The sequence below is a fragment of the Pseudomonas sp. FSL L8-0168 genome, assembly GCF_037976155.1.
Lineage (GTDB): Bacteria > Pseudomonadota > Gammaproteobacteria > Pseudomonadales > Pseudomonadaceae > Aquipseudomonas > Aquipseudomonas paracarnis.
Genome location: NZ_CP150262.1, coordinates 2,333,581 through 2,358,929 on the forward strand (window position 1 = coordinate 2,333,581; position 25,349 = coordinate 2,358,929).

Sequence of the window (25,349 nt, forward strand, 5' to 3'; positions counted from 1 at the left end):
CTGTTACACCGAGGCGCCTGCATCGCGGGCAAGCCCGACTCCCACACAAGCCCGCTCTTACACTGGCGAGAAGTAGCTGACCCAAGGCATCTGTGATGAAATGCGACCCCAATCAATATCGCGCCGCGCCGCCATCACTTGCCGTGAAGCCTCGTCTGATACGCCAACTGTTCCTGCCGCCGTTGATCATCGCCCTGATGGTCGGCCTGGGTTATATCGGCTTCTGGGTCAGTGACTACTACGGCATCCGCACCCTCAGCGACAACGGCGAACGCCAGTTGGAGCTGCACGCCCGCACCGTCGAAAGCGAACTGAGCAAGTACACCTACCTGCCCAGCCTGCTGGAACTGGAGTCCAGTGTTTCCCAACTGCTCGCCGACCCGAACCAGGAAACCCGCAAGACGGTCAACGACTACCTCGAAGGCCTGAACCGCCGCAGTCGCAGCCGCGCCATCTACGTGATGGACACCACCGGCCGCGTGCTGGCCACCAGTAACTGGCGCGATGCCGACAGTTACCAAGGTGAGGACCTGTCCTTTCGCGCCTATTTCCAGAACGCCGTACGCGGCCAGCCCGGTCGTTTCTACGGCATCGGCAGCACCAACGGCGAACCCGGCTATTACCTGGCCCATGGCCTGGAAGAGCACGGCAAGATCATCGGCGTCGCTGTGGTCAAGGTACGCCTCGAAGCGCTAGAAGAGCGCTGGCAACGTGCGCGCCTCGAAGCTTTCGTGAGCGATGAGAACGGCATCATTATTCTTTCCAGCGACCCGGCGCGTCGCCTCAAGGCCGTACGCCCGCTGAGCGATGACACCAAGGACCGCCTGGCCCACAGCCTGCAATATTACTGGGCGACGCTCAATGAACTGCAACCCCTGGCCCGTGAGCGCCTGAACGAAGGCACCGAGAAACTGACCTTCCCGGCCAACACCGAAGTGGTCAACGACCAGCACGCGGTCAGCTACCTGGCGCAGACCCGCCCGCTGAACGACACGCCGTGGAACTTCACCCTGCTCACCCCGCTCAACGACCTGCGCCGCGCCGCGATCAACCAGGGCATCCTGGTGGCCGTCGCCTTCGGCCTGGTCGCCTTCCTGCTGATTGCCTGGAACGAGCGACGCAAGGTCATCGCCACCCGCCTCGCCGCACGGGAAGCCTTGCAGGAAGCCAACAGCCAGCTTGAGCGTCGGATTGCCGAACGCACCGCCGACCTGCGCGCCAGCAACGAACGGCTCAAGGGCCAGATTCGCGAACGACGCCAGGCCGAAGAAACCTTGCGCCGCGCCCAAGACGAACTGGTACAGGCCGGCAAACTCGCGGCCATCGGCCAGATGTCCACCAGCATCGCCCACGAACTGAACCAGCCGCTGGCGGCCTTGCGCACGCTGTCGGGCAACACCGTACGCTTCCTTGAGCGCGGCGCCCTGGACACCGCCAGCACCAACCTCAAGACCATCAACGAACTGATCGACCGCATGGGCCGCATCACCGCCAGCCTGCGCTCCTTTGCTCGGCGCGGCGACGACCAGGGCGAAGCCAGCCTCGGCAAGGCCGTGGACGCCGCGTTCCAGGTGCTCGGCGCGCGCCTGGACAGCCTGCCGTTGACCGTGCACCGTGACTTTGCCAACGCCCAATTGCAGATCGACCAGACCCGCCTGGAGCAGATCCTGGTCAACCTGATCGGTAACGCGCTCGATGCCATGCAAGCCCAAGCGGTGCCGCAACTGTGGCTGGAAGGCCAGAGCGGCGATGGCAAATACCGCCTGTTGGTGCGTGATAATGGCCACGGCATCGACCCCGAGGCGCGCAAGCATTTGTTCGAACCCTTTTTTACCACCAAGCCCGGCGAACAAGGCCTGGGCCTGGGCCTGACCCTTTCCGCAAGCCTCGCGGCCGCTACCGGCGGTAGCCTTGCCGTGGAACATCCGGCCAATGGTGGTACCGCCTTTGTCCTTAACCTGCCATTGGTGGGCGCTCAACGAGCTGAGTCGACATGAATACACAAGCCCAAGACCTTACCGTCCTGATCGTCGAAGACGACCCCCACGTACTGCTCGGTTGCCAGCAAGCACTGGCGCTCGAAGACATCACCAGCGTCGGCGTGGGCAGCGCCGAAGAAGCGCTCAAGCGCATCGGCGAGAACTTCGCTGGCATCGTCATCAGCGATATCCGCCTGCCGGGCATCGATGGCCTGGAACTGCTGACCCGCCTCAAGGCCATGGATAAAAGCCTGCCGGTGGTGTTGATCACTGGGCATGGCGATATCTCCATGGCGGTGGGCGCCATGCGTAACGGCGCCTACGACTTCATGGAGAAACCCTTCTCGCCCGAACGCCTGGTGGACGTGGCACGCCGCGCCCTGGAACAGCGCGGCCTGGCGCGGGAAGTCTGGTCGTTACGCCGGCAACTGGCCGAGCGCGACTCGCTGGAAGGCCGCATCATCGGCCGCTCGCCGGCGATGCAAAACCTGCGTGAACTGATCGCCAACGTCGCCGACACCTCGGCCAACGTGTTGATCGAAGGCGAAACCGGCACCGGCAAGGAACTGGTCGCGCGCTGCCTGCATGATTTCAGTCGACGCCATACCCACCAGTTCGTTGCGCTCAACTGCGGTGGCCTGCCGGAGAACCTCTTCGAAAGCGAGATTTTCGGCCACGAGGCCAACGCCTTCACCGGCGCCGGTAAACGTCGCATCGGCAAGATCGAGCATGCCCATCAAGGCACGCTGTTCCTCGATGAAGTAGAGAGCATGCCGATCAACCTGCAGATCAAATTGCTGCGGGTGCTGCAAGAACGTACGTTGGAACGCCTGGGTTCGAACCAGAGCGTGGCAGTGGATTGTCGGGTAATCGCTGCCACCAAGTCCGACCTCGACGAGTTGAGCCGCGCCAGCCAGTTCCGCAGCGACCTGTACTACCGCCTCAATGTCGTCACCCTGGAACTGCCGCCTTTGCGCGAGCGGCGCGAAGACATCCTGCAACTGTTCGAACACTTCCTGCAGCAATCGTCGCTACGCTTCGACCGCGCCGTGCCGGAGCTGGACAACCAGACCCTGTCCAGCCTGATGAGCCACGACTGGCCGGGCAACGTGCGTGAGTTGCGCAACGTCGCCGAACGCTTCGCCCTGGGCTTGCCCGCCTTCAAGAAAAGCGGCGCCGGCAGCGGCAACCAAGGGGTTGCCTTTACCGAGGCGGTGGAAGCCTTTGAGCGCAACCTGCTCAACGATGCCCTGCAACGCAGCGGCGGGAACCTGACCCAGGCCAGCCAGGAACTGGGGATGGCCAAGACCACCCTGTTCGACAAGGTCAAGAAATACGGGTTGAGTCACTGATGGATCTGTTCTTGAAGGCTGCACTTGGCGCCGCAGTGGTGCTGATCCTGGCGGCGCTGGCCAAGACCAGAAACTATTACATCGCAGGCCTGGTGCCGCTGTTTCCCACTTTTGCGCTGATCGCCCATTACATCGTCGGCAAAGGCCGAACAGTTGCGGATTTGAAGACCACCATCTTGTTCGGGATGTGGTCGATCATTCCGTACTTTGTGTATTTGGCGACGCTGTATGTAATGGTCGATCGGCTGCGGTTGGAGGCATCGCTGGCAGTCGCCGCCGTGGCCTGGTTGATGGCCGCGACGGTGTTGGTCAGCGTGTGGGTACGCCTGCACACCTGACACGACGCGGCAGATCGTTCCCACGCTCCCGCGTGGGAATGCAGCCAACGACGCTCCGCGTCCACGCGCGTGACGCAGAGCGTCACCAGAGGCACTCCCACGCGGAGCGTGGGAGCGATCATCGCAGGCAAGCCAGCTCCCACACTCAGATCAGCGCACGATCTTGTCTACCTGAATCCCCAGCTTCTTCAGGCGATACCAGAAGCTGCGCTCGGAAATGCCGATCCGCTGCGCCGCCGCGGCCTGCACCCCATTGCTCTCCTGCAACGCCGCAAGAATGTAGGCTTTCTCCACTTCGGCCAGCGCCGCATCCAGGTCCCGCGGCACGCCTGGGCCGTCGCTGAGGAGCGCGGTTACATCGCCCTCGCTCGGTTTGGAAGCAAACAGATACCCCGGCAAATCAATATCCTCGATCACCGATGAAGCCGCGACGATGGTTGCGCGCTCCACGCAGTTTTGCAGCTCGCGAATATTGCCCGGCCAGTGATACGCCGCCATGGCCTGCAACGCCTCGGGGCTGAAACCGGTGATGCGTTTGCCGGTGGTGGCGCTCAGGGTGTGGGCAAAGTGGCGCGCCAGAGGCGCGATGTCTTCCACCCGTTCGCGCAACGACGGCAACGGAATCGGGAAGACATTCAGGCGGTAATACAGGTCTTCGCGAAACTCCTTGGCCGCCACCGCATCCAGCAGGTTCTTGTTGGTGGCGGCAATTACTCGTACATCCACCTTGCGCTCGCGGGGGTCGCCTACCGGCTCGATAACCCGCTCCTGCAAGGCGCGCAGGATCTTGGCCTGCAGCGCCAAGGGCATATCACCTACCTCATCCAGAAACAGCGTGCCCTTGTCGGCCTGCATGAAGCGCCCTACCCGGTCAGCCACGGCGCCGGTGAACGCGCCTTTGCGATGGCCAAACATCTCGCTTTCCAGCAAGCCTTCAGGGATGGCCGCGCAATTGACCGCCACGAAGGGTTGGTCGGCACGGCTGCCATGCTTGTGGATGGCGCGGGCGACCATTTCCTTGCCAGTGCCGCTTTCGCCGGTCAGCAGGATAGTAGCGTTGCTGTCGCGCACCGAATCCACCGCCTGGAGCACTTGGCGAAACGCCGGGCTATCGCCCACCAGGCTGTCGAACTGCGCATGCTCGTCCAGCTCGGCGCGCATGCGCGCGTTGTCGCGCATGATGTCGCGAAACTGCAGGGCCTTGGCCACGGTGATGTCCAGCTCGTCGATGTCGAACGGCTTGGCAATGTAGTCATAGGCACCGTTACGCATCGACTGCACGGCGTTTTTCACCGTGCTGTAGGCCGTCATCACGATCACCGGCAAGGTCGGATAACGCACCTTGATTTCGGCCAGCAACGCCGGCCCGTCCATGCCCGGCATGCGCCAGTCGCTGATGACCAGGTCGATGTCCTCCTCCCCCAGCACCTTGAGCGCATGCAGGCCATTGCCCGCGCTGAACACCTGGATGCCGTTCTGGCTCAAGGCCTGGGTCAGCAGATCACAGAGCTTGGGCTCGTCGTCGACCACCAATACGTTATGCGTCATGCCCTTCCTCATCTTCACCGTCGTCTTCACCGTCAGCCGGAATGTACAGGCTGAAGGTCGCGCCGGCATCTTTCTCACTGGCGCATTCGATGCTGCCGTCGTGACTTTCCATGATCGAATAGACTTTGGCCAGGCCCAGGCCTGTGCCGGAGGCCTTGGTGGTGACGAATGGCGTGAAGATACGCTCCACCATGTCCGCAGGGATGCCCTCGCCGGTATCGGCGATGCTGATCACGGTGTTGTCGCCCACGCTGCGAATGCCCAGGGTCAAGCGCCCGCCGTCGGGCATCGCGTCGATGGCGTTGAGAATCAGGTTGAGACAGGCCTGCTTGAGCTGCTTGGCATCGGCGTAGATCGTCGCGCCAGGCGCCTGGTCGTCGATCTGCGCGTCAATGCGATGGCTGCTCAGCTCCGGGCCGCAGAAACCGAGGATTTCTTCCACCAGGGCGCGTGCCGGTTGCTGCACGCGTATCGGCGGGTTGGGCTTGGCGAAATCGAGGAACTCGGTAATCAGCTCGTTGATGCGGCTGACTTCGCTGATGACATATTCCAGGTGGCGCTTGTCGGTTTCCGCCAGGTCAGCGCGCCGATGCAACAGTTGGGTGGCGGTCTTGATGATGCCCAGTGGGTTGCGAATTTCGTGAGCCAGGCCCATGGCGACTTCACCCAGGGCATGCAAGCGGTCACGCCGGCGCAGTTGGGCTTCCAGATGATGCAACTCGCCCAGGCGTTCGGTCATGTGGTTGAAGGTGCTGCTCAATTGCGCCAGTTCGTCACCGCCACTGACCACCACACGGTGCGCATAACTGCCCGAGATCACCGCATCCACGCCTTGGGACAAATCGCGCAGAGGCTTGGTCAGGCGCCGCGACACCAACAACCCGGCCGCCAGTGACAGCGCCGAGCTGACCAGGAAGATCAGCACGAACAAGTTGCTCTGGTTCACCAGCCCCACCAGGCTGGTATGGCGTAGCAGACCGCTGAAGATCACGCCTTGCAACTCGCCGGCATCATTGAAAATCGGCCAATACAAACCGCTGTACTGGTTAGTGAACTGCTCGCTGGGCTGCTTGGTGCTGCGCAGGTAGGCCTCGACATTCTTGGGGATGCGCGAGGGGTGATTGGCGAAGCGCTGGGTGGAAAATATTTCGGAAAAACCGGCAGGGTTGGCCAGGTACAAACGCAGGTCGAGGGAATGCACGTCGGCCACGCTGGTGAGGAAACTGCTGTCCAGGTAAGTGGCGACCAGCAACAGGTAATCAACGCCGTCACGGCTGGTTTCGAAAGTGGATACCACCAGGCCCGTGCTCACGCCGGCGACTTGCACGGTTTGCAGCACCGCGTTGCTGGTGAGGTTGATCTGCCTGACGATGTCATCGGCGGCCGTGCTGAACATCACTTTACGGTCGCTGGTGCGAATCAGCGCGACCACGTCGATATCGGTGGCATCGGCAATGTCGGCGGTGAGCCGGTCATGCTTCTCGGCATTTTTGGACGACGGCGGGCTGGTATAGCGCAGGAACAGCTTGGCCATGCGCGCGTTGTCGTGAAGGATGTCGCCGATTTCGTCCTTGACGATCTTGGTCGACTCTTGCAGCCAGATACGCACGTTACTGTCGAAAATCTGCGACAGCGTGGTGGCAGCCAGCTCAGCCGCGATCATCGTAGGAATCACGCTGACCAGCCAGAACGCCAGCACCAGCTTGCGCTGGACGCTCCAACGCGAGATGGCAAAGGGGCGGGCTTTCTGGCGGGTCTTGGTAATCATCAGGTTTCGCTTATCGCAGCAGCCATGGCAGGGTCGGAACGATCCGGTCGAATAAACAGTTTTACAAGCTTGAGCAGGCCGTTGACCAGCCAGTTGCGGTGGCGGAAGAACAGGCTGTTGCCCTCAAACTCGCACCCCAGGCGCAGTTTACTGGCATACCCGGCCTGGCCGCACTCGTACAGCGCAATACGGTGTTCAATACAGTAGTCGACATTGGTCAACCAGCTACGGAAGTACAGGTTGTACTCGCGGCTGAACGCAAGGTCATGGCCAAAGAACTTGTCCACCAGCCGATGCTCATCCAGCAGGATCAGGTTGAACGCCACCAGGCGCTCGTCCACCCAGTACAGAACACAGACCGCCCGCTCGTGCAGGTGTTCGAGCACCCCCGTGAAGTAACCAGCGGGCAGGCGTTCGAACTGCAAGTCTGCGCGCGCGAGCGTGGCCTCATACAGACGCATGACCTCGGGCAGCACGTCATCGATATTGCGCCGCCACTCGACCCGCGGCCCTGGTGCGCGCAGTTTGCGGCGCAGGTCCTTGCGCGTGGATTTGCCCAGCGACCCCAGGTAGGCATCCACCGAGCCATAAGGCAGGGGCAACACCCCCGTGGGCAAACTGGGCATGCTTTGAAAGCCTGCGGCAAGGCAGCTCTGGGCCCAATGCGGGTCGTTGGTGGGCGCATCCTTGACCGCCAGCAAGCCGATACCGAGCGCGTTGGCATCGCTGCGCGCAGCCGCCAGTAACTGCTGCAACAGCAACGGGCGCCGGGATTCGGCCACATGGCTGGCGACACCGGCATCACAGCGCTCAGCCACCGGCGAACCGATGGCGTACAACGCCAGTTGCAAAACGCCCGGCCACAGCCGCTCCAGGCGCTCGGTCAAGCGTTTGCCGGCCCCCGACAGCGTAGTGTCGAGGCGATAATGGGTGATGAACGCGGCAGCCACGGCCACCAGCGTTTGATCCTCGAAGACCGCCAGGTAACGCCACTGAAAGTCATCGATCGCGGCGTTTTCCACGGCCAGGTAATAGTCCCAATCCTCCAGGGCACCGGGAAAACAGTCGTTCCAGGCATCGCGCTGGATAGCCCGGATGGTCGGGAAGGCTTGGGTGGTAATCACAGTTTTTCCTTATCAACACCGCTCTACTGTAGGAGCGAGCTTGCTGTGGCGAGGGAGCTTGCTCCCGCTCGACTGCGCAGCAGTCGCAGGCTTTTGGGGGTGCTTCGCACCCCAGCGCAAGCAAGCTTGCTCGCCACAGCAAGCTCGCTCCTACAAGTAAATTAATCACGCCACACGATTGAGTTGCACTGCGTGCTGCTCGACAAACCTGGCACTCAACTCGATCACCCGGCGGTACTGCAAATCGACCGTGATCATGTGGTAGCAGTTGTCCAGCAGGATCTTGGTCACCGGCCCGCCGAGGTGGCGCTCCACGTAATCGGCGTTCCAGCGGCTGGTGATGTCGTCCTCGATGGAATGCAGCACCAGCGCCGGCACCTTGATCTGGGGCATGCGTTTCTTGACCACCGCGTTCATGCGGTGCAGCTCGCGCACGGTTATGCCTTCCATGGTCAGCAACCCCGCCTCACTGCTCTCGCCTTCCTTCATCTGCCGCTCTACGATGGCCCGCAGGCGCTCGTTCTTAATGCCATAGGGCGGCTTCTCTTCGAAGCTGCAAATGTGCACGCCGAACGGAATCTTCATCAGCAAGGGCGTGAGAAACGCCAGTTTGTTGATGCTCCAGCCGTCGTACTTCAAGGTGGTGGAATACATCAGCAACCCGGCGACTTGCCCTGGGTGTTCGGACGCCACATACATCGACATCACCGCGCCCATGGACAAGCCACCGACAAACACCTGCCCGTGGCGTTGCTTGACCTGTACGAAGGTCTTGCGCACGCCTTCGTACCAGTCCTGCCAGCCGGTGGCCTGCAAGTCGCTGTTGTCGCCGCAGTGCCCGGCCAGCGTGGGCACATACACCGTGCAGTTGCCCGCCTTGGCCAGGCCCTTGGCGACCTGGCGCAACTCGGTCGGTGTGCCGGTCAGGCCGTGGATCAACAGGATCCCGACCGGACCATCACCGAGAACGAAACCGGCAGTACCTTCACCGAGGTCGATCCCTTGAGCATTCACCGCGTGGTTGCTCGCACCAGCAGTTGCTCGAGCAACTTCAGGCCCAGATCGATTTCCGGGTAGCTGATTTCCAGGGACGGCGCCAGGGTGATCACGTTCTTGTAGTAACCGCCCACATCGAGGATCAACCCGAGCTTCTGGCCGTCTACCAGCATGTCGCCTTTCATGCCTTCTTCGACCATGTAGTCCAGGGTCGCCTTGTCCGGGGTGAAGCCATCCGGGCCGCAGATTTCGCAGCGCAGCGCCAGGCCCAGGCCGTCCACATCGCCGATGATGGGGAAGCGTTTTTGCAAGTCTTGCAGGCCTTCCAGGAAGTATTTGCCCTTGGCCATGACCATGGCGCCGTAGTCGACTTCGCTGGTCATCTTGAACATTTCCAGGCCCACCGCGGTGCCCAACGGGTTGGAGGCGAAGGTGGAGTGAGTCGAACCTGGCGGGAACACCTTCGGGTTGATCAACTCTTCACGGGCCCAGATACCGCCCAATGGGTTGAGACCATTGGTCAACGCCTTGCCGAACACGATCACGTCCGGCTGTACATCGAAGTGCTCGATCGACCAGAGTTTGCCGGTGCGATAGAAGCCCATCTGGATTTCGTCGGACACCATCAGGATGCCGTGCTGGTCCAGGACGTGCTTGAGCTCGCGGTAGAAATTCATCGGCGGGATCACGTAGCCGCCGGTGCCCTGGATCGGCTCGACATAGAAAGCTGCGTATTCGCACTGGTTGGTCTTAGGGTCCCACACGCCGTTGTATTCGGTCTCGAACAAGCGGGCGAACTGCTGCACGCAATGGCTGCCGTACTCTTCCTTGGTCATGCCCTTCGGGCCACGGAAGTGGTAAGGGAATGGGATGAAATTGGCGCGTTCGCCAAAGTGGCCGTAGCGACGACGATAGCGGAAGCTAGAGGTGATCGACGAGGCGCCGAGGGTGCGCCCGTGGTAGCCGCCTTCGAAGGCGAACATCAAGCTTTTGCCGTTGCTGGCGTTGCGCACCACCTTCAGGGAATCTTCGATGGACTGCGAACCGCCGACGTTGAAGTGCACACGGCCGTCGAGGCCGAACTTGTTCTTGGCATCGACCGCGATCATTTCCGACAGCTCGATCTTGCCTTTGTGCAGGTACTGGCTGGCGATTTGCGGCAGGGTGTCGATCTGCTTTTTCAGCGCGTTGTTCAGGCGCGGGTTGGCATAGCCGAAGTTGACGGCCGAGTACCACATCTGCAGATCGAGGTAGGCCTGGTCTTCGGTGTCCCACACATAGGAGCCTTCGCAGCGGCTGAAAATACGCGGCGGCTCGATGTAGTGAACGGTGTCGCCGTAGGAGCAATACTTGGCTTCTTTATCCAGAAGCACCTGGTCTTCAGCGGTAGCGATACGGATATCAGACATGATGGAAGAGTTCCTGATTGTCAGAAGAGGTGTTGAAGGTGGTGGCGTTGGCGGCGAGGCCTTGTGGCAGCTTGGCCAGCAACGCCGGCACTTGCGCAAAGCTGTCGAAGCGCGCATGAGGAATCTGGTGGGCGACGCAGTAGTCGGCGAGGCTGCCCTTGGCGAACACGAAGTCGGCGGTGGAGGCCACGCACATGTCGGACTTGCCGTCGCCGATCACCAGCACGCGCTTGTTGCGCGGCGTGGATTTGCACTTGCAGTTGCCGGCAGCGGCGCGACAGGCATCGCTGGCATACGGGAAGTCGATGCGCCAGCTGTCCTGGTCGACCTGGCGCAGGCGGTTGGCGAGGATCGGCAACAAGGTCACGTAGTTGCGCGAAAGGATGCGGGCAATGCCCTGCTCGATGCCATCGCTGACCACTTCGATGGAAGCACCCAGGCCCATGACGTGATCGACAAAATCCGGGAAGTCCGGGTCGATCTCGACGCTGTCAAAGTACGCCAGCAGTTCAGCCGGGGTGGCCTTGATCAGCGCCAGTTGGCGGCTCAGGCATTCGCGTGAACCGATATGCCCATCCAGCCATTCCTGCTCAATGGTTTCCCACTCGGGGCCGGCGAAGCGTTGGAGGACGTTGTCGATGACATCGGTGGGGGTAATGGTCCCGTCGAAGTCACACACGATATGCCAGTTGATCATCTGCCTTTCCTTTAGGTAAAGGGCCTTGGAGGAGCGCGCTGTCTGCGCTTGCCAAGGGATAGAGCAGGGACTGTGCCAACTGGCCAAAACCCCGCAGGGCTGGGGGTGAGCGCGAAATGCGCAGCGATATATGTCGCGGAAGCTACAATTTTTGTAGCTTGCTACAAACAACATGAGTGCTTGCGCAGGCGCGTCGGTTTGCGCGTTCATGCGCGCCTGCCCACCTTCAGGAAACGTCTCCATGTCCAAGCTCGCTGCTGCTGTATTCACCGGTTTACTTGGAGGGTGGGGCCTTTGCAGTGCCGCGTGGGCAGAAGGCATCACGGGCGACGTGGGCGCGGGCCTCAGCTATCAGCCCCACGACCCCAGCGCCAGCCGCTACGAAACCCGGCCTGTGCCTTACCTGGACCTGGATTGGGGCGACGTCAGCCTGAGTACCGATGACGGCCTCACCTGGAGCGCCCTGGATACCCACGGCCTGACCGCTGGCCCCTATATCAACTACCTTCCGGGGCGTACTTCCAACGGCGAATTGCAGGGCCTGCGCAACGTGTCGGACATGGCCGAGGTGGGCGGCTTCGTCCAATACGCCCCGGCCAATTTCTGGCGGGTCTATGCGCAATTGGGCCAGGCCGTGGGCGGCGGGCATTCCCAGAGCGGCGCCCTGGGTAAAATCGGCGGCGAACTGGGTTACCCCGTGGGTGGCGGGATTATCGGCAGCAATAGCCTGGTTGCGCATTTTGCCGATGCGCGCCAGACCAATACCTTCTTCGGCGTGGACAACAACGAAGCCGTCGCTTCAGGCTTGCGGCCCTATAACGCGAGCGGGGGCTTCCAGAATGTGACGCTGAGCCAAAGCTTCGCCTTCCCCCTGGCGCCCCATTGGTCGCTGCTGACCAGCGCCAGCTGGGTACACCTGGTGGGGTCGGCGGCCAAGAGCAGCATCGTCAAGGAGGCTGGCCATGTGAATCAGGGCCAGGTGCAGACGGCGATCAGCTACACCTTCGACTGAATTACACGGGAGCAAAATTGTGGGAGCGGGCTTGCTCGCGAAAGCAGTGTGTCCGTCACCCGACACTTAACTGACCCACCGCATTCGCGAGCAAGCCCGCTCCCACATTGAGCCTGTGTTTCATAGCACAAACTTCAGTGTTCTTCGCCTTCAGCCAACAGCGCGATACCACCGATAATCACCACCACGCCCACCCAATGCAGCACGCTGATGTGCTCGCCCAGCCCCAGCCAAGACCCCAGCAATACGGCCACAAACACCAGCGAACTCAGCGGAAACGCCAGGGACAAACTGCTACGCCGCAGGATCAGCATCCACACAAAAAACGCACCCAGATAGCTGGCAATCGCCGCCAGAATCCCCGGGTTACGCGCCACGTCCGCCAGCCATTGCCAACTGAAGTCCATCGGCCCCAATTGATCGCCGGCCACCTTGGTGAACAACTGCCCGGCGCTTTCGGTGGCGATCAGCAGTGCCCACAGCACCAGGGTGCCAAGCCGCCCATGCAGCCAGCCGGTATTGATTGTTTGCGTTGTCATGCCTGGTTCCCCGCGATTGCTACCAACATCACACCCAAAGTGATCACCAATGTGCCCAGCCAGCGACGTCCGCTGACGGTTTCCTTGAGCACCACCCTGCCCGCCAACACCACCAGGCAATAGGCCAACGCCGCCAGCGGAAACAGCAGACTCAAGGGCGCACGGGACAGCGCTTCGAGCCACACAAAAAACTCAATCACATAGGCGCCGACGCCGGCCCACAGCAGCGGCGCATTGAACACCTGGCCCCAGAACGCACGCAGGCGAAAACCGCCATCGAGTTGGGGCAAACGGTCCACGCCCAATTTGAAACACAGCTGGCCAATCACATCGAGGACGATGGAAAACGCCAGTAACAACACCACGGTCAGGGTCACGGGAACAGCTCCTCAAACAGGTCGATCAAGGCTTCATTGGTTGCAGCATTGCGCTGCAAGTCTTGCGGGCTCCAGCGCTCCGGTGGCGGCTGGTCGGACTTGGCTTCCCAGCGCTTGAACGCGTTGCTGAACGCCGGTGTGGCGAACTCACCGCAGATGTCGATGCCAATGATGCGTTTACCCGCCGCCAACGCCCGCAGGGCCTGGAGCAAATGGGTCAGGCGCATGCCGCCCTGGTCCCAGTTGGTGGCGGCGTCTTCACTGGCCAGCACATCTTTGTCGATGGTGATCCAGATCGCCTCGGTGGGCAGGCTGGCAATCATCTGGTCGAGGAAGGCTGCCCAATCCAGGTCCGCCAGGTTGCGCCAATGCAGGTGGTTTTCCTGTTGCTGGTGGCCGGCGCCGTCCCCCACCCGGCCCCAGACCTTGGACGGCGGATGCTGCCAGGGAAACAACTGCAAACGCCCGCGCTTGAGGGCGCCAAGGTTGCCGCCGCGCAGTTGCGGGTTATGCAGGTCATCGCTGCACGGGCCGAGGGTGACGATGCGTTGGATCGCCGGCATCTTCAGCGCCCGGTTGACCCACGAACCGCAGTGCCGCTTGGGCGCAAAGCGCACCCAGTCGGGGTGGTTGTCAAAGTGAATCAGGCTGACGGGCTCTTTGAGATCGGCCAAAAACGCCGGCGTAAGGTGGTGATAATCGCCGGAACCGACAAACAGGATTTCCGGGCGCGCGTCACGGGGCCGTGGCCGTTGGGCCAGGCGCTCGACGAAACGCTTCCAGGTTTTTTCGGTGGACCACAAACGCAATTTCGGGCCCAGGTCCAGCAGGTCCAGGCGCGTGGCCCGACCGCTGGCCAACCGCCGGGCAATCGGTGCCTGGCCGGTGAGGCTGTGGTCAAGGTCTAGAATGTTCAAGGTAAGTTTCACCCCTAATGGCAGCGCCCAACCGCAGGCCGGTTGGGCTTTAGGGGGGTAATGCAAGGGATGGGCCAGCGCTCGGATGAGCGCCATGTTTGCAAACAATGAGTATCACGTGTGGGAGCTGGCTTGCCGGCGATAACGGTGTGTCAGCCAGCCCATTTGCAACTGACAGTCCGCTATCGCAGGCAAGCCAGCTCCCACATTTTGCTCCGTGCTCGGCCTCAGGATTTCGATTCGTTGATAATCTGGCGAATCGCGCCGACGAAGGCTTCCGCCGGTTGCCCACCGCTCACCGCATATTGGTCATTGAAGACAATGGTCGGCACCGAACTCACCCCACGAGAAACCCACAGCTGTTCCTGCTCGCGGACTTCGGCGGCGTATTCATCGCTGGCAAGAATCTCGGCGGCGCGCGCAATGTCCAGCCCTACGCTCTCGGCGATGATCGCCAGGGTCGCGTGGTCGGAAGGGTCCTGGCCATCGCTGAAATACGCCTTGAACAGCGCTTCCTTGAGGTTGTATTGCAAACCTTCCAACCCGGCCCAATGCAACAGGCGGTGCGCGTCGAAGGTGTTGTAGATACGGCTCTGGCCGTCGGTGCGGAACGCAAAGCCCAATGCGGCGCCCATGTCGCGGATACGCGCACGATTAGCCTGGGACTCTTGCGCCGTGGAGCCGTACTTTTCGGTGATGTGCTCGACGATGTTCTGCCCGATGGCGGGCATGTTCGGGTTCAGTTCGAACGGCTGGAAATGAATCTCGGCCTGCACTTCGCTGCCGAGCTGGTCGAGGGCTTCGGTCAGGCCGCGCAGGCCGATGATGCACCAGGGGCAGGATACGTCGCTGACGAAATCGATTTTCAGGGGGGTACTCATGGTGGGCAACCTCGCGGGCAGTCATGCGCATACATAAAGGTTGCACGATACACCACCTTCACAGCACCTTCGAAGGCTCGCTCAAATCGATCTGCGCCCAGTGCGCGGCATCCTGGCGATGGGCTTGCAGGTAGGGCAACACCGCCGCCAGCAAGGGCGCCTTGAACGCTTCCTGAAAACGGTGGGCCAGGCCGGGAATCAATTTCAACTGGCTGCCCTGGATATGCGCGGCCAGATGCACGCCGTGCATTACCGGCAACAACGGGTCGGCGGTGCCGTGTACGACCAGGGTCGGCACCCGCAGCTGGTTGAGCAAGGGCACACGGCTCGGCTCGGCCAGGATCGCCATGATCTGGCGCTTCACGCCTTCGGGGTTGAAGGCGCGGTCATAGGACAGCGCCGCCTGGTGCAGCAACGCCTGGCGATCGTCCTTGATATCCGGGCTGCCCAACGCCGCGAGCAAGTCTGCCTGTTGCTCCAGCGCCACCTCACGATTGGGCGCGCTGCGCCGCGACAGCAATTGCACCAGGGCTGCGTTCGGTGCGGGCAGGCCCTCGGCGCCGGAGCTGGTCATGATCAGGGTCAGGCTTTCCACACGCTGTGGCGCCATGGCCGCCAGGTGTTGAGCGATCATGCCGCCCATGCTTGCGCCAAGGACATGAAATTGCTGCACCTGCAATGCATCCATCAAGCCCAGCGCGTCGTCGGCCATGTCGGTCAACGTATAGGGTGCCGCCACCGGCAAACCGAGCTTGTAGCGCAGCACTTCGAAGGTCAGGTTGGCGCTCGCCGGCGCCTGCCGCCAGGTGGACAGGCCGACGTCGCGGTTGTCGTAGCGAATCACCCGAAAGCCTTGTTCGCACAGGGCCACCACCACTTCATCCGGCCAGTGAATCAACTGCCCGCCCAGCCCCATCACCAGCAGCAACGCAGGGTCGGACGCACGGCCGATACTTTGATAGGCGATGCTCACCTGAGCCAGGTCGACCGTTTGGGTCGGGACATTGACATCACACCGAGAAGCCGCAAAAGACGGCAGGCCGAACAGGAGAGCGGCCACTAAAAACAACGCACGCATGAAAAACACCAAAACGCAGAACCCCAGTAGAGCGCGAGTCTGATGAAGTTTGTTCAAGCGCGCTGCCACAGTTCGATGACAGTTTGATGAAGAGTGCCCAGCGGTCATGTCGATAGCTATGTGCCGCAGCCCACTTGGCATGTCGATCTCTAATAGGGCTTTGGCCTTTTAGATAGAGCGAATCCGCCCCATGCCTTCTTCCATTGCCCTACCTCCTGCGACACACCCACTGATGCAACCGGCCATCGACGAACACCTGCTCGCCGATGCCACGCCACGCTTGCAGAACTGCCGCGCCGAGCTGCTCGTGCTAATGGAGGGTATCCCGACGGTGCGCGACACCATCAATCGGATGCTCCAAGCGCAGCTTCAATTGGACGGCGAGCGCGTGGCACTGGAGTTTCCCGCCACCGAGCGACGTGGGCGCAGCCGCATTGTCCTGACAGATGCCTGCCTCTATATGCAACAGCATCCGGCCCTTGATACAGCGCAGGTGCCAGATGCACGTGTGCTCAACCTGCCGCAGGCCCACGCGTTGTCGCGCTACACCGCGGCGATGCTGCTCGACGAGCTCAAGGGCCTGGACCTGGAACAAAGCCTGGATGACCACTGGCTGCGCTACTGGCGTACAGAGCGAGCGCCCCGCTCGCCGGTAACTTGCTACAAGCGGGTGCTGGAGCTGTACCGGATTCACATTGAAGCCAGCGCTGAGCGGTCACTCGCCTCGGGGAAGGTGCATGCCGAAATCCTCGATCCCGTGTTTTCACTGCTCCATTCGCAGTCTGCTACAGCGCAGACACCTCGCCGCTACACCGAACACCTATTTCTCAAGCCCCACGACGCCCCAGCCATCGCCCTGCCTGGTGCCTGGGTATTGAGCCTCGATACGGAAACGCCGGCCAGTCAATTGCTGTACCTGCCGACTCAGGTTCCGACATGGAAGGTATTGAGCAGACGCGAAGACCTGGAACGCTGGCTGCTCGACCGACAGCAAGCGCTGTTCGGCATCACCGAGGTCGATCCTTTGGCAAGGATCGACTATAAGGCCAGCCACAACCCGCTGGAAACGGGCATCACCCTTTGGCTGAAACAATTGACCGAGGCGCAATATCAGGACGCGCTGAGCCCGCTTGCGAACGTACAGATTCACAACGCTTACTTGGCCCTCCAGCACGTCGACCGGCTTGATGACATGCGTAAAACCCGTTGTCTGTTTGCCTCGGAGCCTGAACACCCGGAATCGGCCGTCGGCACCACTAGCACCCCACCCGTTCCCCAATTCGGCCGGCTGCATAACGGTGTCGATACCCGCCAACGCAAAGCTTTGATCGAGCACCAACGGCGCGCCCTGGAAAACCTGTTGGGCAACGACACACCAACGAGTGAGCGCTGGCAGTCATTCAAGCAACAACTGGACGCACTCAAGGCGCTACAACACGCTGCCGAAGCGGCGGCGCGGGCCATGCTCAACCGAGCGCCCCTGGATTTCGACACGCTCAACACCCACTACACCGCGCTGTACCAGGCACGTTTGCAGGGGGTCAAGACCGAAGCGCGTATCCAGAGAACCCTCGATCAACTAAGTGAGGACGAACTGCAACTGATCGAAAACGCCCTGGCCGCACCCTCGCCGGATGTCGTCGCATTGACCTTGTCGGTCACTCAGGCCGGGAATCCAACGCCTTCCCGCACCGAACTCAACGGGCCACTGGTTTTCCTTCCACCCCAGGACGAATCCACGGCCGGGACACGTGAAGGCGTGCATATCATTTACTGGCCCGGCAGGGACGGTGGTTTGCAGCGTTTCTCGTCGCGCCAGGCACTGGAGGATGGGATATTTGGCATTCAGCCCGAGGATCAACAACTGGCGCTGCAATTCACGACACTGACCCAGGACCCATTCGACTACAGCTTGAGCAGTCAACAGGCCGCCTTTGAAGAACAGGCCGCCCGCGTGCGCCAGACGTGGTCAGCCGATGAACACGCGTCACAGCGCGTCGGTGAACTGGAGCAACGGGTGGAGCAAACGCTGCCTGGCTTGTTGGTGCCCGAAAACTCGGCGCGTGAGGCGGCGTTTCTGCTACTTGTCGAACAACATAATGCGCGGCTGCTGGCCGAACGACTGCCGTCATGGCTGATCACTCAACCCGTTGAAAAACGCGAGGCATTCAAGGCCCTGCTACGCGCCTATATACCGGCGCTGAACAATGCCCAGACGCTGCTGGAGCGCTCCCTGCCACCGCGTGACGCGTTCGTCAGGCACAAGCTCGATGCGCGTATACGCAAGGATTTTTCTATCCGCAAAGGCTTTACTCTTCAACTGGAACTGCCTGACTCGGTGGAGCATAAACGCGACATCATTGCCGGCGCCGCACCGGGTACTCCGGTCAAAATCATTGATGTACCCAGTGCCAGGCGCAGCCAGATGACGTTGGACGACTTGGCGCTACGCAACATCGACGCCGAACTGAGCCAGCGCCTGGGGTTCGTGACTGTCCAGGTGACGGCCGACGATGTCGAGGAGCGTGACACCCTCAAGGCTGGCATCACAAAAAGCTACCTGAAGAATCTAGTTACCGGCCTTGACCTGGCTAAACAGTACGAAGTCCGCATCCTCGACGCGTTCAAGGGCGCCCAGGGCGAATCCATCCATCAAAAACTCTACCGCCGCGAATGCCTGGTGGAGCCTTTGCGCCTGATGCTCAAAACGCAGGGCATATTGGCGCACATGCAGAACCACATCAGCGCCGACGAAGTACAGGTGTTGAACACTGCCATCGACGCCGATACCCAGGCCGCCTGGCACGCCAGCGCGAAGCGCATCCGTCTGCTGCCGGCTCATCTGAGTGTTGGTGGTGCGGACACCCGGCAGGAGAGCCAGATTACCCTGTCGGGCATCACATTCATCGAGGAACAAAACTCGGGCAGCACCTTGCTTTACCTTCCGGACGCGCCTGACGAACGCTACCTGCGCCGTTATGCCAATCTTGAGCAGGCGCGCATTGCCCTGTTCGAACTCTGCCGTCTCGACAGCATGGCGCTATACGTGGCGGGTCGCGCAATCAAGGGTGATGTGCGAGCACACCTGGGTCGTATCGACCATGCCACCGGTAAAGGCTACGACGCGATGATACAGGCCGGACTCCCCTGGCCAGTCACCACTTCGTTGGCCGCCCATCAGTTGAATGCTCAGATGGGCCGTTTGCTGGAAGCGCATCGTAATGATGCGCGATCCAATGATGACCTGGCCCACGAAAAATATTCTCTCAAAAGCGGCAAGGTGTTCAACGGCATCAAAATCGCTCTGTCGTTCGTACCCTTCATCGGCACTGCAGTGTCCCTGGCAGACGCCACCACCAGCCTGTACCAAGCCGTAGCTGCCTTCAGGCGCGGTGACAGCGGGCATGGCATCGAACAATTAGCCTCGGTGTTCGAGTGCCTGGTATACGCGGCGATGGATACCCTTGCGCTGGCGGCCGTGCCCGGCTCACGCGGCAGTTCGGCCCGGCGATTGAGCGCCGCCCACCAGCTCAAGCATCCGCGACGCCCAAACTTTTGGCGCTCTGTCAAAACACACCAGCGCACAACCGCACGCCAGCGTTTTGCCGGTTACGAACACCCGCATATCTTCAGTATCGACAGCCTGCAACCGGTACATACCGGGCCTTATCGCCATACCCTGCGCCACACCTCTGGCGAGCATTTCATCCTCAGTGAGGGGCGCTATTACAACGTCAAGTTTGACCCAACGGCTCACGAGATGCGTCTGGTCGCCAAGGGCAAGTATTACTCACCGGCCGTTGCCCTGGACCACGCGTTGCAGTGGGACACTTACTCGGCACTGCATGGCGGCCACCTCACGGGTTATGGCGGCGGCAGCAGGCGCACAGGACGTGACGCATCGCGGGCGCGGGCCAACGTGCCAGCAACCGTCGCTCGGCAACTGCCTGCAGACGCGCTTGAGGTCAATATGCAGCGCCTCGAACTCGGCCAATCCCTGCAAAACCAGGCCCGTGCCTGTTACGGTCAGGTCAGCGAGACCACCAGCAAGCTAAAGAAATTTGCCAGTGACTATCCGGCCCCGTCAGACGTATCACCACAAAAATTAACGGACAGCAAAATCCTGGATATCGCGCTGACCAAAGACGTCGACGATGCCAAGCACCTGTATGCATCGTTCGAAACGGCTAAACAGCGTCAAGTGCATATTCGCGACCTCGACTATTCCGAGGAACTGAACCGGACAGCCCACATCGTAGCGGACCGCCTGAACCACCTGATCCAGAATGCAAAAGACCGGGCCGGTGTGCTTATCGATCGAATCATCGAGATCAACCACCAACTGAACCGCTCATCTCACACACCAGGGGCTCTTCAAGCACTGACCCAGGAAATCAGACAGTGTCGCCTTGACTTGCTCGATGAGCTGAACCGGATAGAGGCCTCGATGAAAGACATGAGCACGTGGGTCAAACGCATCACCGTCAGGCACACGCGCACGGAGGTCTCCACCTACTTGGATGCCTGGAAAAACAGGTTTACCGACCTGCGCATGGCGAGCACGAGAAGCAGCAATCTCATGCAAGCGCTCAGCCTGCGGCCAGACACCTTGAGCATTGACTGGCTGTTTCTGGAGGCCGCAGTGCATCGAGCCAGAAGCAAGTTCGATCGTGCCGTCACCAGCCACATGACGTTGCCCGATGCCAACATCAGCCGTGTCGAACGCAACCGGGTCCTGCAAAACTGCATCAAGGTCTATGAAGACTTGTCGCTTGACTTGATAACCTGGAACGAAAAATCGCCCAGCCATTTCGACCAAAGCTTTCTGGCGCTGCTGCAGAAGGATCTTGCCCGCCTGATACGAAAAGCCCAGCGCACGATAAAAAAGCCCGCTTCCCAGTCAACATCGAACACCACCCAAACGGTGTTTGAAACTGAAGAGGGTCAGTTATTGATTGGTATCGAGAAGCCGGCCGGCCAGCAGTCGCCGAGGCAATTGATCATCAACGATGCGGATGGGGCGACTGTTGAAGTGTGGGACAAGATTGGCGACAGCAACACCTTTCGCTTGAACACCAACCAAAGCCGAACGGTTGCCGCCCCACCGAAGCTCCCCACCGACGTAAACGCCTTGCTCGCGAACGCCCGTGCACGCTTGGCGGCGGCGGATGCCTTTGAAAATAAGGTGCGAAGCTACAAAACCATGGAACCGATCAATCTTGAACATATGCTGGTGACCGAGGCCAACGATCTGCGTGCCCGCGCCAGCAAAGTGCAGAGCCTGGATGCAAACAACCCGATCATCGAACAACTGAACACTCGAGCCAGTGCGCTTGAAAAGTCCGGTGAAGCGTTGCGTATCACGCGCAGCCTGCAAAGCAGTACGCCTACCGAGGGCTACCTGGATTACCTGATGGGCAAAGGTCGCGTGGTAATCCGCAAGAAAGGCACACGGCAAAAAATGCGCGAAAAGCGTCCCGATGGACAAGACGACTACCTGCAAGAATATGAAATATACGAGGCGAGCAAGCAGGCGAAAACCGACAAACCGATCTGGTACGCCCATTTTCATTACGATGCGCCGAACTCGGCATTCGACAGTTTTCGCAAAGCACATTTAAAGCTGCAACATCAGCAATATCTCGGGATGAAATGGCAAGCCGCCAAAGAGGGTGCTGGCGCTGCCTTTGCCGACACCAGGATCTGGCGCGGCAACATCGACAAGTCGATCGCCGAAACCCACTTCCTGCCATTGGGTTGACGCCGTTACGCTGCGGCCAACATGAACAAAGCTCAATGCATTATCATTGAACGCAAATTGCACTCATGAAGGCCGCCATGCTCGAAATTCGCCACCTCAAGACGCTTCACGCCTTGCGCGAAGCTGACAGCCTGGTCGAGGCCGCCGAACGCCTGCACCTGACCCAGTCCGCCCTGTCCCATCAGTTCAAGGAGCTGGAAGAGCGCCTGGGCATGCAGTTGTTCGCGCGCAAGACCAAGCCTGTGCGCTTCACCAGTGCCGGCCTGCGCCTGCTGCAATTGGCCGACGCCACCCTGCCCTTGCTGCGCGGCGCCGAGCGCGATATTGCGCGGCTGGCCGGGGGCACCGCCGGGCGTTTGCACATGGCGATCGAATGCCACAGTTGTTTCCAGTGGCTGATGCCGACCATCGACCAGTTCCGCGATGCCTGGCCGGAAGTCGAGCTGGACCTGGCCTCGGGCTTTGCCTTCGCGCCGCTGCCGGCCCTGGCCCGTGGCGACCTGGACCTGGTGGTGACCTCCGACCCGCTGGAACTGCCGGGCATCACCTACGTGCCGCTGTTCACTTACGAAGCCATGCTGGCGGTGGCCAACCAGCACGCGTTGGCGAACAAGTCCTACATCGTGCCGGAAGACCTGCTGACAGAAACCCTGATCACCTACCCGGTGGAACGTGACCGCCTGGACATCTTCACCCGCTTCCTGGAACCGGCCGACGTTGAACCGGCCCAGGTACGGACTTCGGAGCTGACGGTGATGATGATGCAACTGGTGGCCAGCGGCCGTGGGGTGTGCGGCATGCCCCACTGGGCGCTGCATGAATACAGCTCGCGCGGGTATGTGAAGGCCAAGCGTTTGGGTGAGAAGGGTTTGTTCGCCACCTTGTATGCGGGCATTCGTGCCGACATGCTCGATGCGCCTTACATGCGCGACTTTTTGCTGACGGCCAAGGACACCTCATTTTCCACCTTGGATGGCGTCAGCGCGGCGCGTTGAACGGGCTTCAAGTGTGTGGCCTTGTGTGAGTAATGCCGGTCAGTTAAACGCAGCCCCCCCTGTGGGAGCGGGCTTGCTCGCGAATGCGGTGGGTCAGTCAACGTATCCAGTGACTGGTATCGCGCTTTCGCGAGCAAGCCCGCTCCCACATTTTGATCTTCGTTGCTTTGAGTATCGCGTTCGCTTAACTGACCGGGATCAGGGCTTGCCAGCGATGCAGGCAAGCCAGCTCCCACAGTAAATTTCAGTCAACGTGCAATTCACGCCACATGTGGATCTTGTCGAAGTATTCGACGCCTACCCGCACCGCCAGTGGCTCCAGGCCGTACTGAATGAAACCGCAGCGCTGGTAGAGCGCAAAGGCGGCGTCATTGCCGGCGGTGACCGTCAGTTGGATCAGCTTCAGGCGCGGGTGGCGGCGGGCCTCTTCCAGTGCCGCTTGCACCAGTTGCCGCCCCAGCCCCTGCTGTTGATAAGCCTCGGTCACGTACATGCCGAACAAGGTCACTTTGTGCCGGGCCTTTTCCCGTGGCTCGAACGCAAGGCCGACAATACCCGCCAACTGATCGCCGTCGAAGGCGCCAAACAGACGGTCCAGCGGGCTGTCGAGGCGTTTTTCCCACCAGTTCAGGGGCATCAGAGCACGCTCGGCCACGCTGGAGGTGAACGCCTGGGGATAAGCGCCATACGCCTGTAGCATCAACGCCCGGTAAGCAGGCGCGTCTTTAGCCTCCAGCGCGCGAATGATCATGCGTCGATCAGCGACGCGCGGTAGAGCGGCAGGATCGTATCGCGGGTCAACGGCGCCAATTGCAGGCCGCCATCGCCCGAGGGGTCGATCCAGCGGATTTCTTCAATTTCCGCCGCTGGCATCACCGCAACGTCGATCTGCACCTGGAACAGCTCGGCCTGCACGGTGAAGCCCGGTTCGTTGGCGGCAGGCGCCGAGAATTGGCCCAGGTACGTGGCGTCCTCTACCTTGATGTGCAGGTTCAACTCTTCATACAGCTCACGGGCCAGCGCCTGGACGGGTTGTTCGCCCGTGTCGATCTTGCCGCCAGGTTGCATGAACGCCTGGGTGCCGCGCTTGCGCACCAGCAGGGTCTGGCCGGCTTGATCAATGAGGATGGCGGCGGCGATGCGGATGGTAGAATCATTCATGAAAGAATCGAGGTCTCTTCGGGCTGTTTGATAAATACGCTGTACTTGGCGCCTTCCATCGCTTCGAACGCGATCAATTTGTCCACCAGCGGCAAGTTCAGCACTTTGCCGGCATTGAGCAGCAGCATGCCGTTATCGGCGTTGAGGTTACGGGCCAACACCATACCGGCCTCAAGCTCACGGGTGGTGAGGACTTTGACCGTAGGGTCGCCCAGGGTCACGTCGCTGAGGAAGGTGGCGCAGGCTTGCACAAAATCTTCCACCAACGCCGGGTCATACAGGCGCCCGGCGTACTTGCGGATATACAACAGCGCTTCGTCGCTGTTGAGGTGTCGCTCCAGGATCAGGCCTTTCTGCAATTCGATAAAGTCCACCGCCAGCTTCAGCAGCCGTGAACCGGGCGGGATGGTATCGCCCTTGAGGTGGTCGGGAAACCCCGTGCCGTCCCAACGTTCCTGGTGATGACGAATGATCCGCGCCGCGTCCTTCATCGGCTCCAGGGTCATCAGCAACGACTCGCTCTGCCCCGGATACTCACGGTACAAACCGCGGTCGGTGCTATGCAGTTTGTCCGACGGTGCAACCATCATGCTGTCGGTCCAGCTCAACTTGCCGATGTTGTACAACGCGGCGGCCATGGTCAGGTCACGGGTGCTGGATTCGTCCATGGACTGGGCGGCGCAATACACGCGGATCAACTCGATCAACGCACGGTTGGTCTGTTTGTCCTTGGGCAAGCGCAGGTTGGCCAGCAGCGAGAAGACTTCGGTGCCGGTCACGTAGCTGCGCTTGAGCTCGTCGTAGGCCAGGTCGAGCATGTCGGCGGTTTGTTGCAACTCGGCGGTACGCGCCGCCACACGTTTTTCCAGGGTGGCGTTGAGCAGCTTGAGCTGTTCGGTCTGGTCTCGGGCCAGGCGTTCAAGCCGTTGGTGCTCGAGGGTTTGCTGCAACACCAGTTGCAACTCCTCGTCGTTCCAGGGTTTGCTGATGTAGCGGTGGATCTGCCCGTCGTTGATCGCCTTGATGATGGTGGTCAGGTCGGCGTAGCCGGTGAGCAGGATGCGGCTGGTGGCGGGATACAGGCGGTGGACCTCGGCCAGCAGCGTGGCGCCGTCCATGCCGGGCATGCGCGCATCGCTCATCACCAGATCGATAGGCCGGGTCGCCATGATCTCCAGCGCCTGGGCGCCGCTGGTGGCCAATACCACGTCATAGGGCTGGCCGCGCAGCAGGCGGCGCAGGCTGTTAAGGATCGACTCTTCATCGTCGACCAGCAAAACAACGGACTTCGTAGCGAGTTGTTCATCCATGGCGACTCTGCCTTCAAATTAAACGAAGTTAGGCTAAATTGAATCCGCGCAATACAAAGCGCGATTGATTTGACGCCAACTGGCCGTCGATATCAAGGGAACTCAAC

The 25,349-nt window shown here is 60.9% G+C and carries 20 protein-coding genes; 6 read left to right on the plus strand and 14 right to left on the minus strand.

What is annotated here, in order from left to right; translation table 11 throughout:
• The first annotated feature begins 95 nt into the window (after positions 1-95).
• Genes MHH62_RS10250 through MHH62_RS10260 form a run of 3 tightly spaced genes read left to right on the plus strand, consistent with a single transcriptional unit; the run spans position 96 to position 3,669 of the window.
• A complete protein-coding gene (locus MHH62_RS10250) occupies positions 96-1,997 on the plus strand; it encodes a sensor histidine kinase (protein WP_014717131.1) in 1,902 nt (633 codons plus the stop codon).
• The gene (locus MHH62_RS10255; RefSeq protein WP_014717130.1) at positions 1,994-3,331 is read left to right on the plus strand and encodes a sigma-54 dependent transcriptional regulator; all 1,338 of its coding nucleotides are present in this window, start codon (positions 1,994-1,996) and stop codon (positions 3,329-3,331) included. The genes MHH62_RS10250 and MHH62_RS10255 overlap by 4 nt, the downstream gene beginning before the upstream one ends.
• The gene (locus MHH62_RS10260) at positions 3,331-3,669 is read left to right on the plus strand and encodes a GlpM family protein (protein ID WP_014717129.1); all 339 of its coding nucleotides are present in this window, start codon (positions 3,331-3,333) and stop codon (positions 3,667-3,669) included. Before MHH62_RS10255 ends, MHH62_RS10260 begins: the two co-directional genes overlap by 1 nt.
• Positions 3,670-3,819: 150 nt before the next feature.
• Here the strand turns inward: MHH62_RS10260 and MHH62_RS10265 are convergent, their stop codons facing one another.
• The 6 genes from MHH62_RS10265 to MHH62_RS10290 form a co-directional block, all read right to left on the minus strand.
• On the minus strand, positions 3,820-5,217 hold the full coding sequence (locus MHH62_RS10265) for a sigma-54 dependent transcriptional regulator (protein WP_019817693.1): 1,398 nt from the start codon (positions 5,215-5,217) through the stop codon (positions 3,820-3,822).
• Positions 5,207-6,985 carry a HAMP domain-containing sensor histidine kinase gene (locus MHH62_RS10270; protein ID WP_032903293.1) on the minus strand — a complete coding sequence of 593 codons (1,779 nt, stop codon included), beginning with the start codon at positions 6,983-6,985 and terminating at the stop codon, positions 5,207-5,209. The genes MHH62_RS10265 and MHH62_RS10270 overlap by 11 nt, the downstream gene beginning before the upstream one ends.
• On the minus strand, positions 6,985-8,109 hold the full coding sequence (locus tag MHH62_RS10275; protein ID WP_020301176.1) for a GNAT family N-acetyltransferase: 1,125 nt from the start codon (positions 8,107-8,109) through the stop codon (positions 6,985-6,987). The genes MHH62_RS10270 and MHH62_RS10275 overlap by 1 nt, the downstream gene beginning before the upstream one ends.
• Before the next feature lie 165 nt (positions 8,110-8,274).
• The gene (locus MHH62_RS10280) at positions 8,275-9,123 is read right to left on the minus strand and encodes an alpha/beta fold hydrolase (RefSeq protein ID WP_020301177.1); all 849 of its coding nucleotides are present in this window, start codon (positions 9,121-9,123) and stop codon (positions 8,275-8,277) included.
• Complete coding sequence (locus tag MHH62_RS10285) at positions 9,120-10,514, minus strand: aminotransferase class III-fold pyridoxal phosphate-dependent enzyme (RefSeq protein ID WP_003188936.1); 1,395 nt, start codon at positions 10,512-10,514, stop codon at positions 9,120-9,122. Before MHH62_RS10285 ends, MHH62_RS10280 begins: the two co-directional genes overlap by 4 nt.
• Positions 10,507-11,211, minus strand: a complete 705-nt coding sequence (locus tag MHH62_RS10290) for an MtnX-like HAD-IB family phosphatase (protein WP_020301178.1) — start codon at positions 11,209-11,211, stop codon at positions 10,507-10,509. The genes MHH62_RS10285 and MHH62_RS10290 overlap by 8 nt, the downstream gene beginning before the upstream one ends.
• Positions 11,212-11,452: 241 nt before the next feature.
• Between MHH62_RS10290 and MHH62_RS10295 the strand changes: the two genes are divergently transcribed.
• A complete protein-coding gene (locus MHH62_RS10295; protein WP_020301179.1) occupies positions 11,453-12,223 on the plus strand; it encodes a MipA/OmpV family protein in 771 nt (256 codons plus the stop codon).
• 134 nt (positions 12,224-12,357) lie between these two features.
• Here MHH62_RS10295 and MHH62_RS10300 read toward each other — a convergent pair whose 3' ends face one another.
• The 5 genes from MHH62_RS10300 to MHH62_RS10320 form a co-directional block, all read right to left on the minus strand.
• Positions 12,358-12,762, minus strand: coding sequence for an EamA family transporter (locus MHH62_RS10300; RefSeq protein ID WP_014717122.1), 405 nt, complete (start codon positions 12,760-12,762; stop codon positions 12,358-12,360).
• Entirely contained in the window at positions 12,759-13,139 is a 381-nt protein-coding gene (locus MHH62_RS10305; protein WP_014717121.1) for an EamA family transporter, read from the minus strand. The genes MHH62_RS10300 and MHH62_RS10305 overlap by 4 nt, the downstream gene beginning before the upstream one ends.
• Positions 13,136-14,056 carry an arginase gene (locus tag MHH62_RS10310; RefSeq protein WP_032872911.1) on the minus strand — a complete coding sequence of 307 codons (921 nt, stop codon included), beginning with the start codon at positions 14,054-14,056 and terminating at the stop codon, positions 13,136-13,138. Before MHH62_RS10310 ends, MHH62_RS10305 begins: the two co-directional genes overlap by 4 nt.
• A gap of 227 nt (positions 14,057-14,283) precedes the next feature.
• Entirely contained in the window at positions 14,284-14,937 is a 654-nt protein-coding gene (locus MHH62_RS10315) for a DsbA family oxidoreductase (RefSeq protein ID WP_014717119.1), read from the minus strand.
• Positions 14,938-14,995: 58 nt separating this feature from the next.
• Complete coding sequence (locus MHH62_RS10320) at positions 14,996-16,015, minus strand: alpha/beta hydrolase (protein WP_019817689.1); 1,020 nt, start codon at positions 16,013-16,015, stop codon at positions 14,996-14,998.
• Positions 16,016-16,205: 190 nt separating this feature from the next.
• Between MHH62_RS10320 and MHH62_RS10325 the strand changes: the two genes are divergently transcribed.
• Together MHH62_RS10325 and metR are read left to right on the plus strand one after the other, a co-directional pair.
• Positions 16,206-21,776 carry a DUF6543 domain-containing protein gene (locus MHH62_RS10325; protein WP_339232903.1) on the plus strand — a complete coding sequence of 1,857 codons (5,571 nt, stop codon included), beginning with the start codon at positions 16,206-16,208 and terminating at the stop codon, positions 21,774-21,776.
• A gap of 77 nt (positions 21,777-21,853) precedes the next feature.
• Positions 21,854-22,771, plus strand: a complete 918-nt coding sequence (gene metR / locus MHH62_RS10330; RefSeq protein WP_014717116.1) for a transcriptional regulator MetR — start codon at positions 21,854-21,856, stop codon at positions 22,769-22,771.
• 244 nt (positions 22,772-23,015) lie between these two features.
• Here metR and MHH62_RS10335 read toward each other — a convergent pair whose 3' ends face one another.
• Genes MHH62_RS10335 through MHH62_RS10345 form a run of 3 tightly spaced genes read right to left on the minus strand, consistent with a single transcriptional unit; the run spans position 23,016 to position 25,242 of the window.
• Positions 23,016-23,522 (minus strand): GNAT family N-acetyltransferase, encoded by a 507-nt coding sequence (locus tag MHH62_RS10335; RefSeq protein WP_014717115.1) that lies wholly within the window; start codon positions 23,520-23,522, stop codon positions 23,016-23,018.
• A complete protein-coding gene (locus MHH62_RS10340) occupies positions 23,519-23,932 on the minus strand; it encodes an NUDIX domain-containing protein (protein ID WP_103451499.1) in 414 nt (137 codons plus the stop codon). Before MHH62_RS10340 ends, MHH62_RS10335 begins: the two co-directional genes overlap by 4 nt.
• Positions 23,929-25,242 carry an HD domain-containing phosphohydrolase gene (locus MHH62_RS10345; protein ID WP_014717113.1) on the minus strand — a complete coding sequence of 438 codons (1,314 nt, stop codon included), beginning with the start codon at positions 25,240-25,242 and terminating at the stop codon, positions 23,929-23,931. Before MHH62_RS10345 ends, MHH62_RS10340 begins: the two co-directional genes overlap by 4 nt.
• Positions 25,243-25,349 lie beyond the last annotated feature (107 nt).

What these genes read in the sequence shown, in the direction of transcription:
- MHH62_RS10250 (WP_014717131.1), top strand. Translation starts at nt 96, where the DNA reads ATGAAATGCGACCCCAATCAATATCGCGCCGCGCCGCCATCACTTGCC.
- MHH62_RS10255 (WP_014717130.1), top strand. Translation starts at nt 1,994, where the DNA reads ATGAATACACAAGCCCAAGACCTTACCGTCCTGATCGTCGAAGACGAC.
- MHH62_RS10260 (WP_014717129.1), top strand. Translation starts at nt 3,331, where the DNA reads ATGGATCTGTTCTTGAAGGCTGCACTTGGCGCCGCAGTGGTGCTGATC.
- MHH62_RS10265 (WP_019817693.1), bottom strand. Translation starts at nt 5,217, where the DNA reads ATGACGCATAACGTATTGGTGGTCGACGACGAGCCCAAGCTCTGTGAT.
- MHH62_RS10270 (WP_032903293.1), bottom strand. Translation starts at nt 6,985, where the DNA reads ATGATTACCAAGACCCGCCAGAAAGCCCGCCCCTTTGCCATCTCGCGT.
- MHH62_RS10285 (WP_003188936.1), bottom strand. Translation starts at nt 10,514, where the DNA reads ATGTCTGATATCCGTATCGCTACCGCTGAAGACCAGGTGCTTCTGGAT.
- MHH62_RS10290 (WP_020301178.1), bottom strand. Translation starts at nt 11,211, where the DNA reads ATGATCAACTGGCATATCGTGTGTGACTTCGACGGGACCATTACCCCC.
- MHH62_RS10295 (WP_020301179.1), top strand. Translation starts at nt 11,453, where the DNA reads ATGTCCAAGCTCGCTGCTGCTGTATTCACCGGTTTACTTGGAGGGTGG.
- MHH62_RS10300 (WP_014717122.1), bottom strand. Translation starts at nt 12,762, where the DNA reads ATGACAACGCAAACAATCAATACCGGCTGGCTGCATGGGCGGCTTGGC.
- MHH62_RS10315 (WP_014717119.1), bottom strand. Translation starts at nt 14,937, where the DNA reads ATGAGTACCCCCCTGAAAATCGATTTCGTCAGCGACGTATCCTGCCCC.
- MHH62_RS10320 (WP_019817689.1), bottom strand. Translation starts at nt 16,015, where the DNA reads ATGCGTGCGTTGTTTTTAGTGGCCGCTCTCCTGTTCGGCCTGCCGTCT.
- MHH62_RS10325 (WP_339232903.1), top strand. Translation starts at nt 16,206, where the DNA reads ATGCCTTCTTCCATTGCCCTACCTCCTGCGACACACCCACTGATGCAA.
- metR (WP_014717116.1), top strand. Translation starts at nt 21,854, where the DNA reads ATGCTCGAAATTCGCCACCTCAAGACGCTTCACGCCTTGCGCGAAGCT.
- MHH62_RS10335 (WP_014717115.1), bottom strand. Translation starts at nt 23,522, where the DNA reads ATGATCATTCGCGCGCTGGAGGCTAAAGACGCGCCTGCTTACCGGGCG.
- MHH62_RS10340 (WP_103451499.1), bottom strand. Translation starts at nt 23,932, where the DNA reads ATGAATGATTCTACCATCCGCATCGCCGCCGCCATCCTCATTGATCAA.
- MHH62_RS10345 (WP_014717113.1), bottom strand. Translation starts at nt 25,242, where the DNA reads ATGGATGAACAACTCGCTACGAAGTCCGTTGTTTTGCTGGTCGACGAT.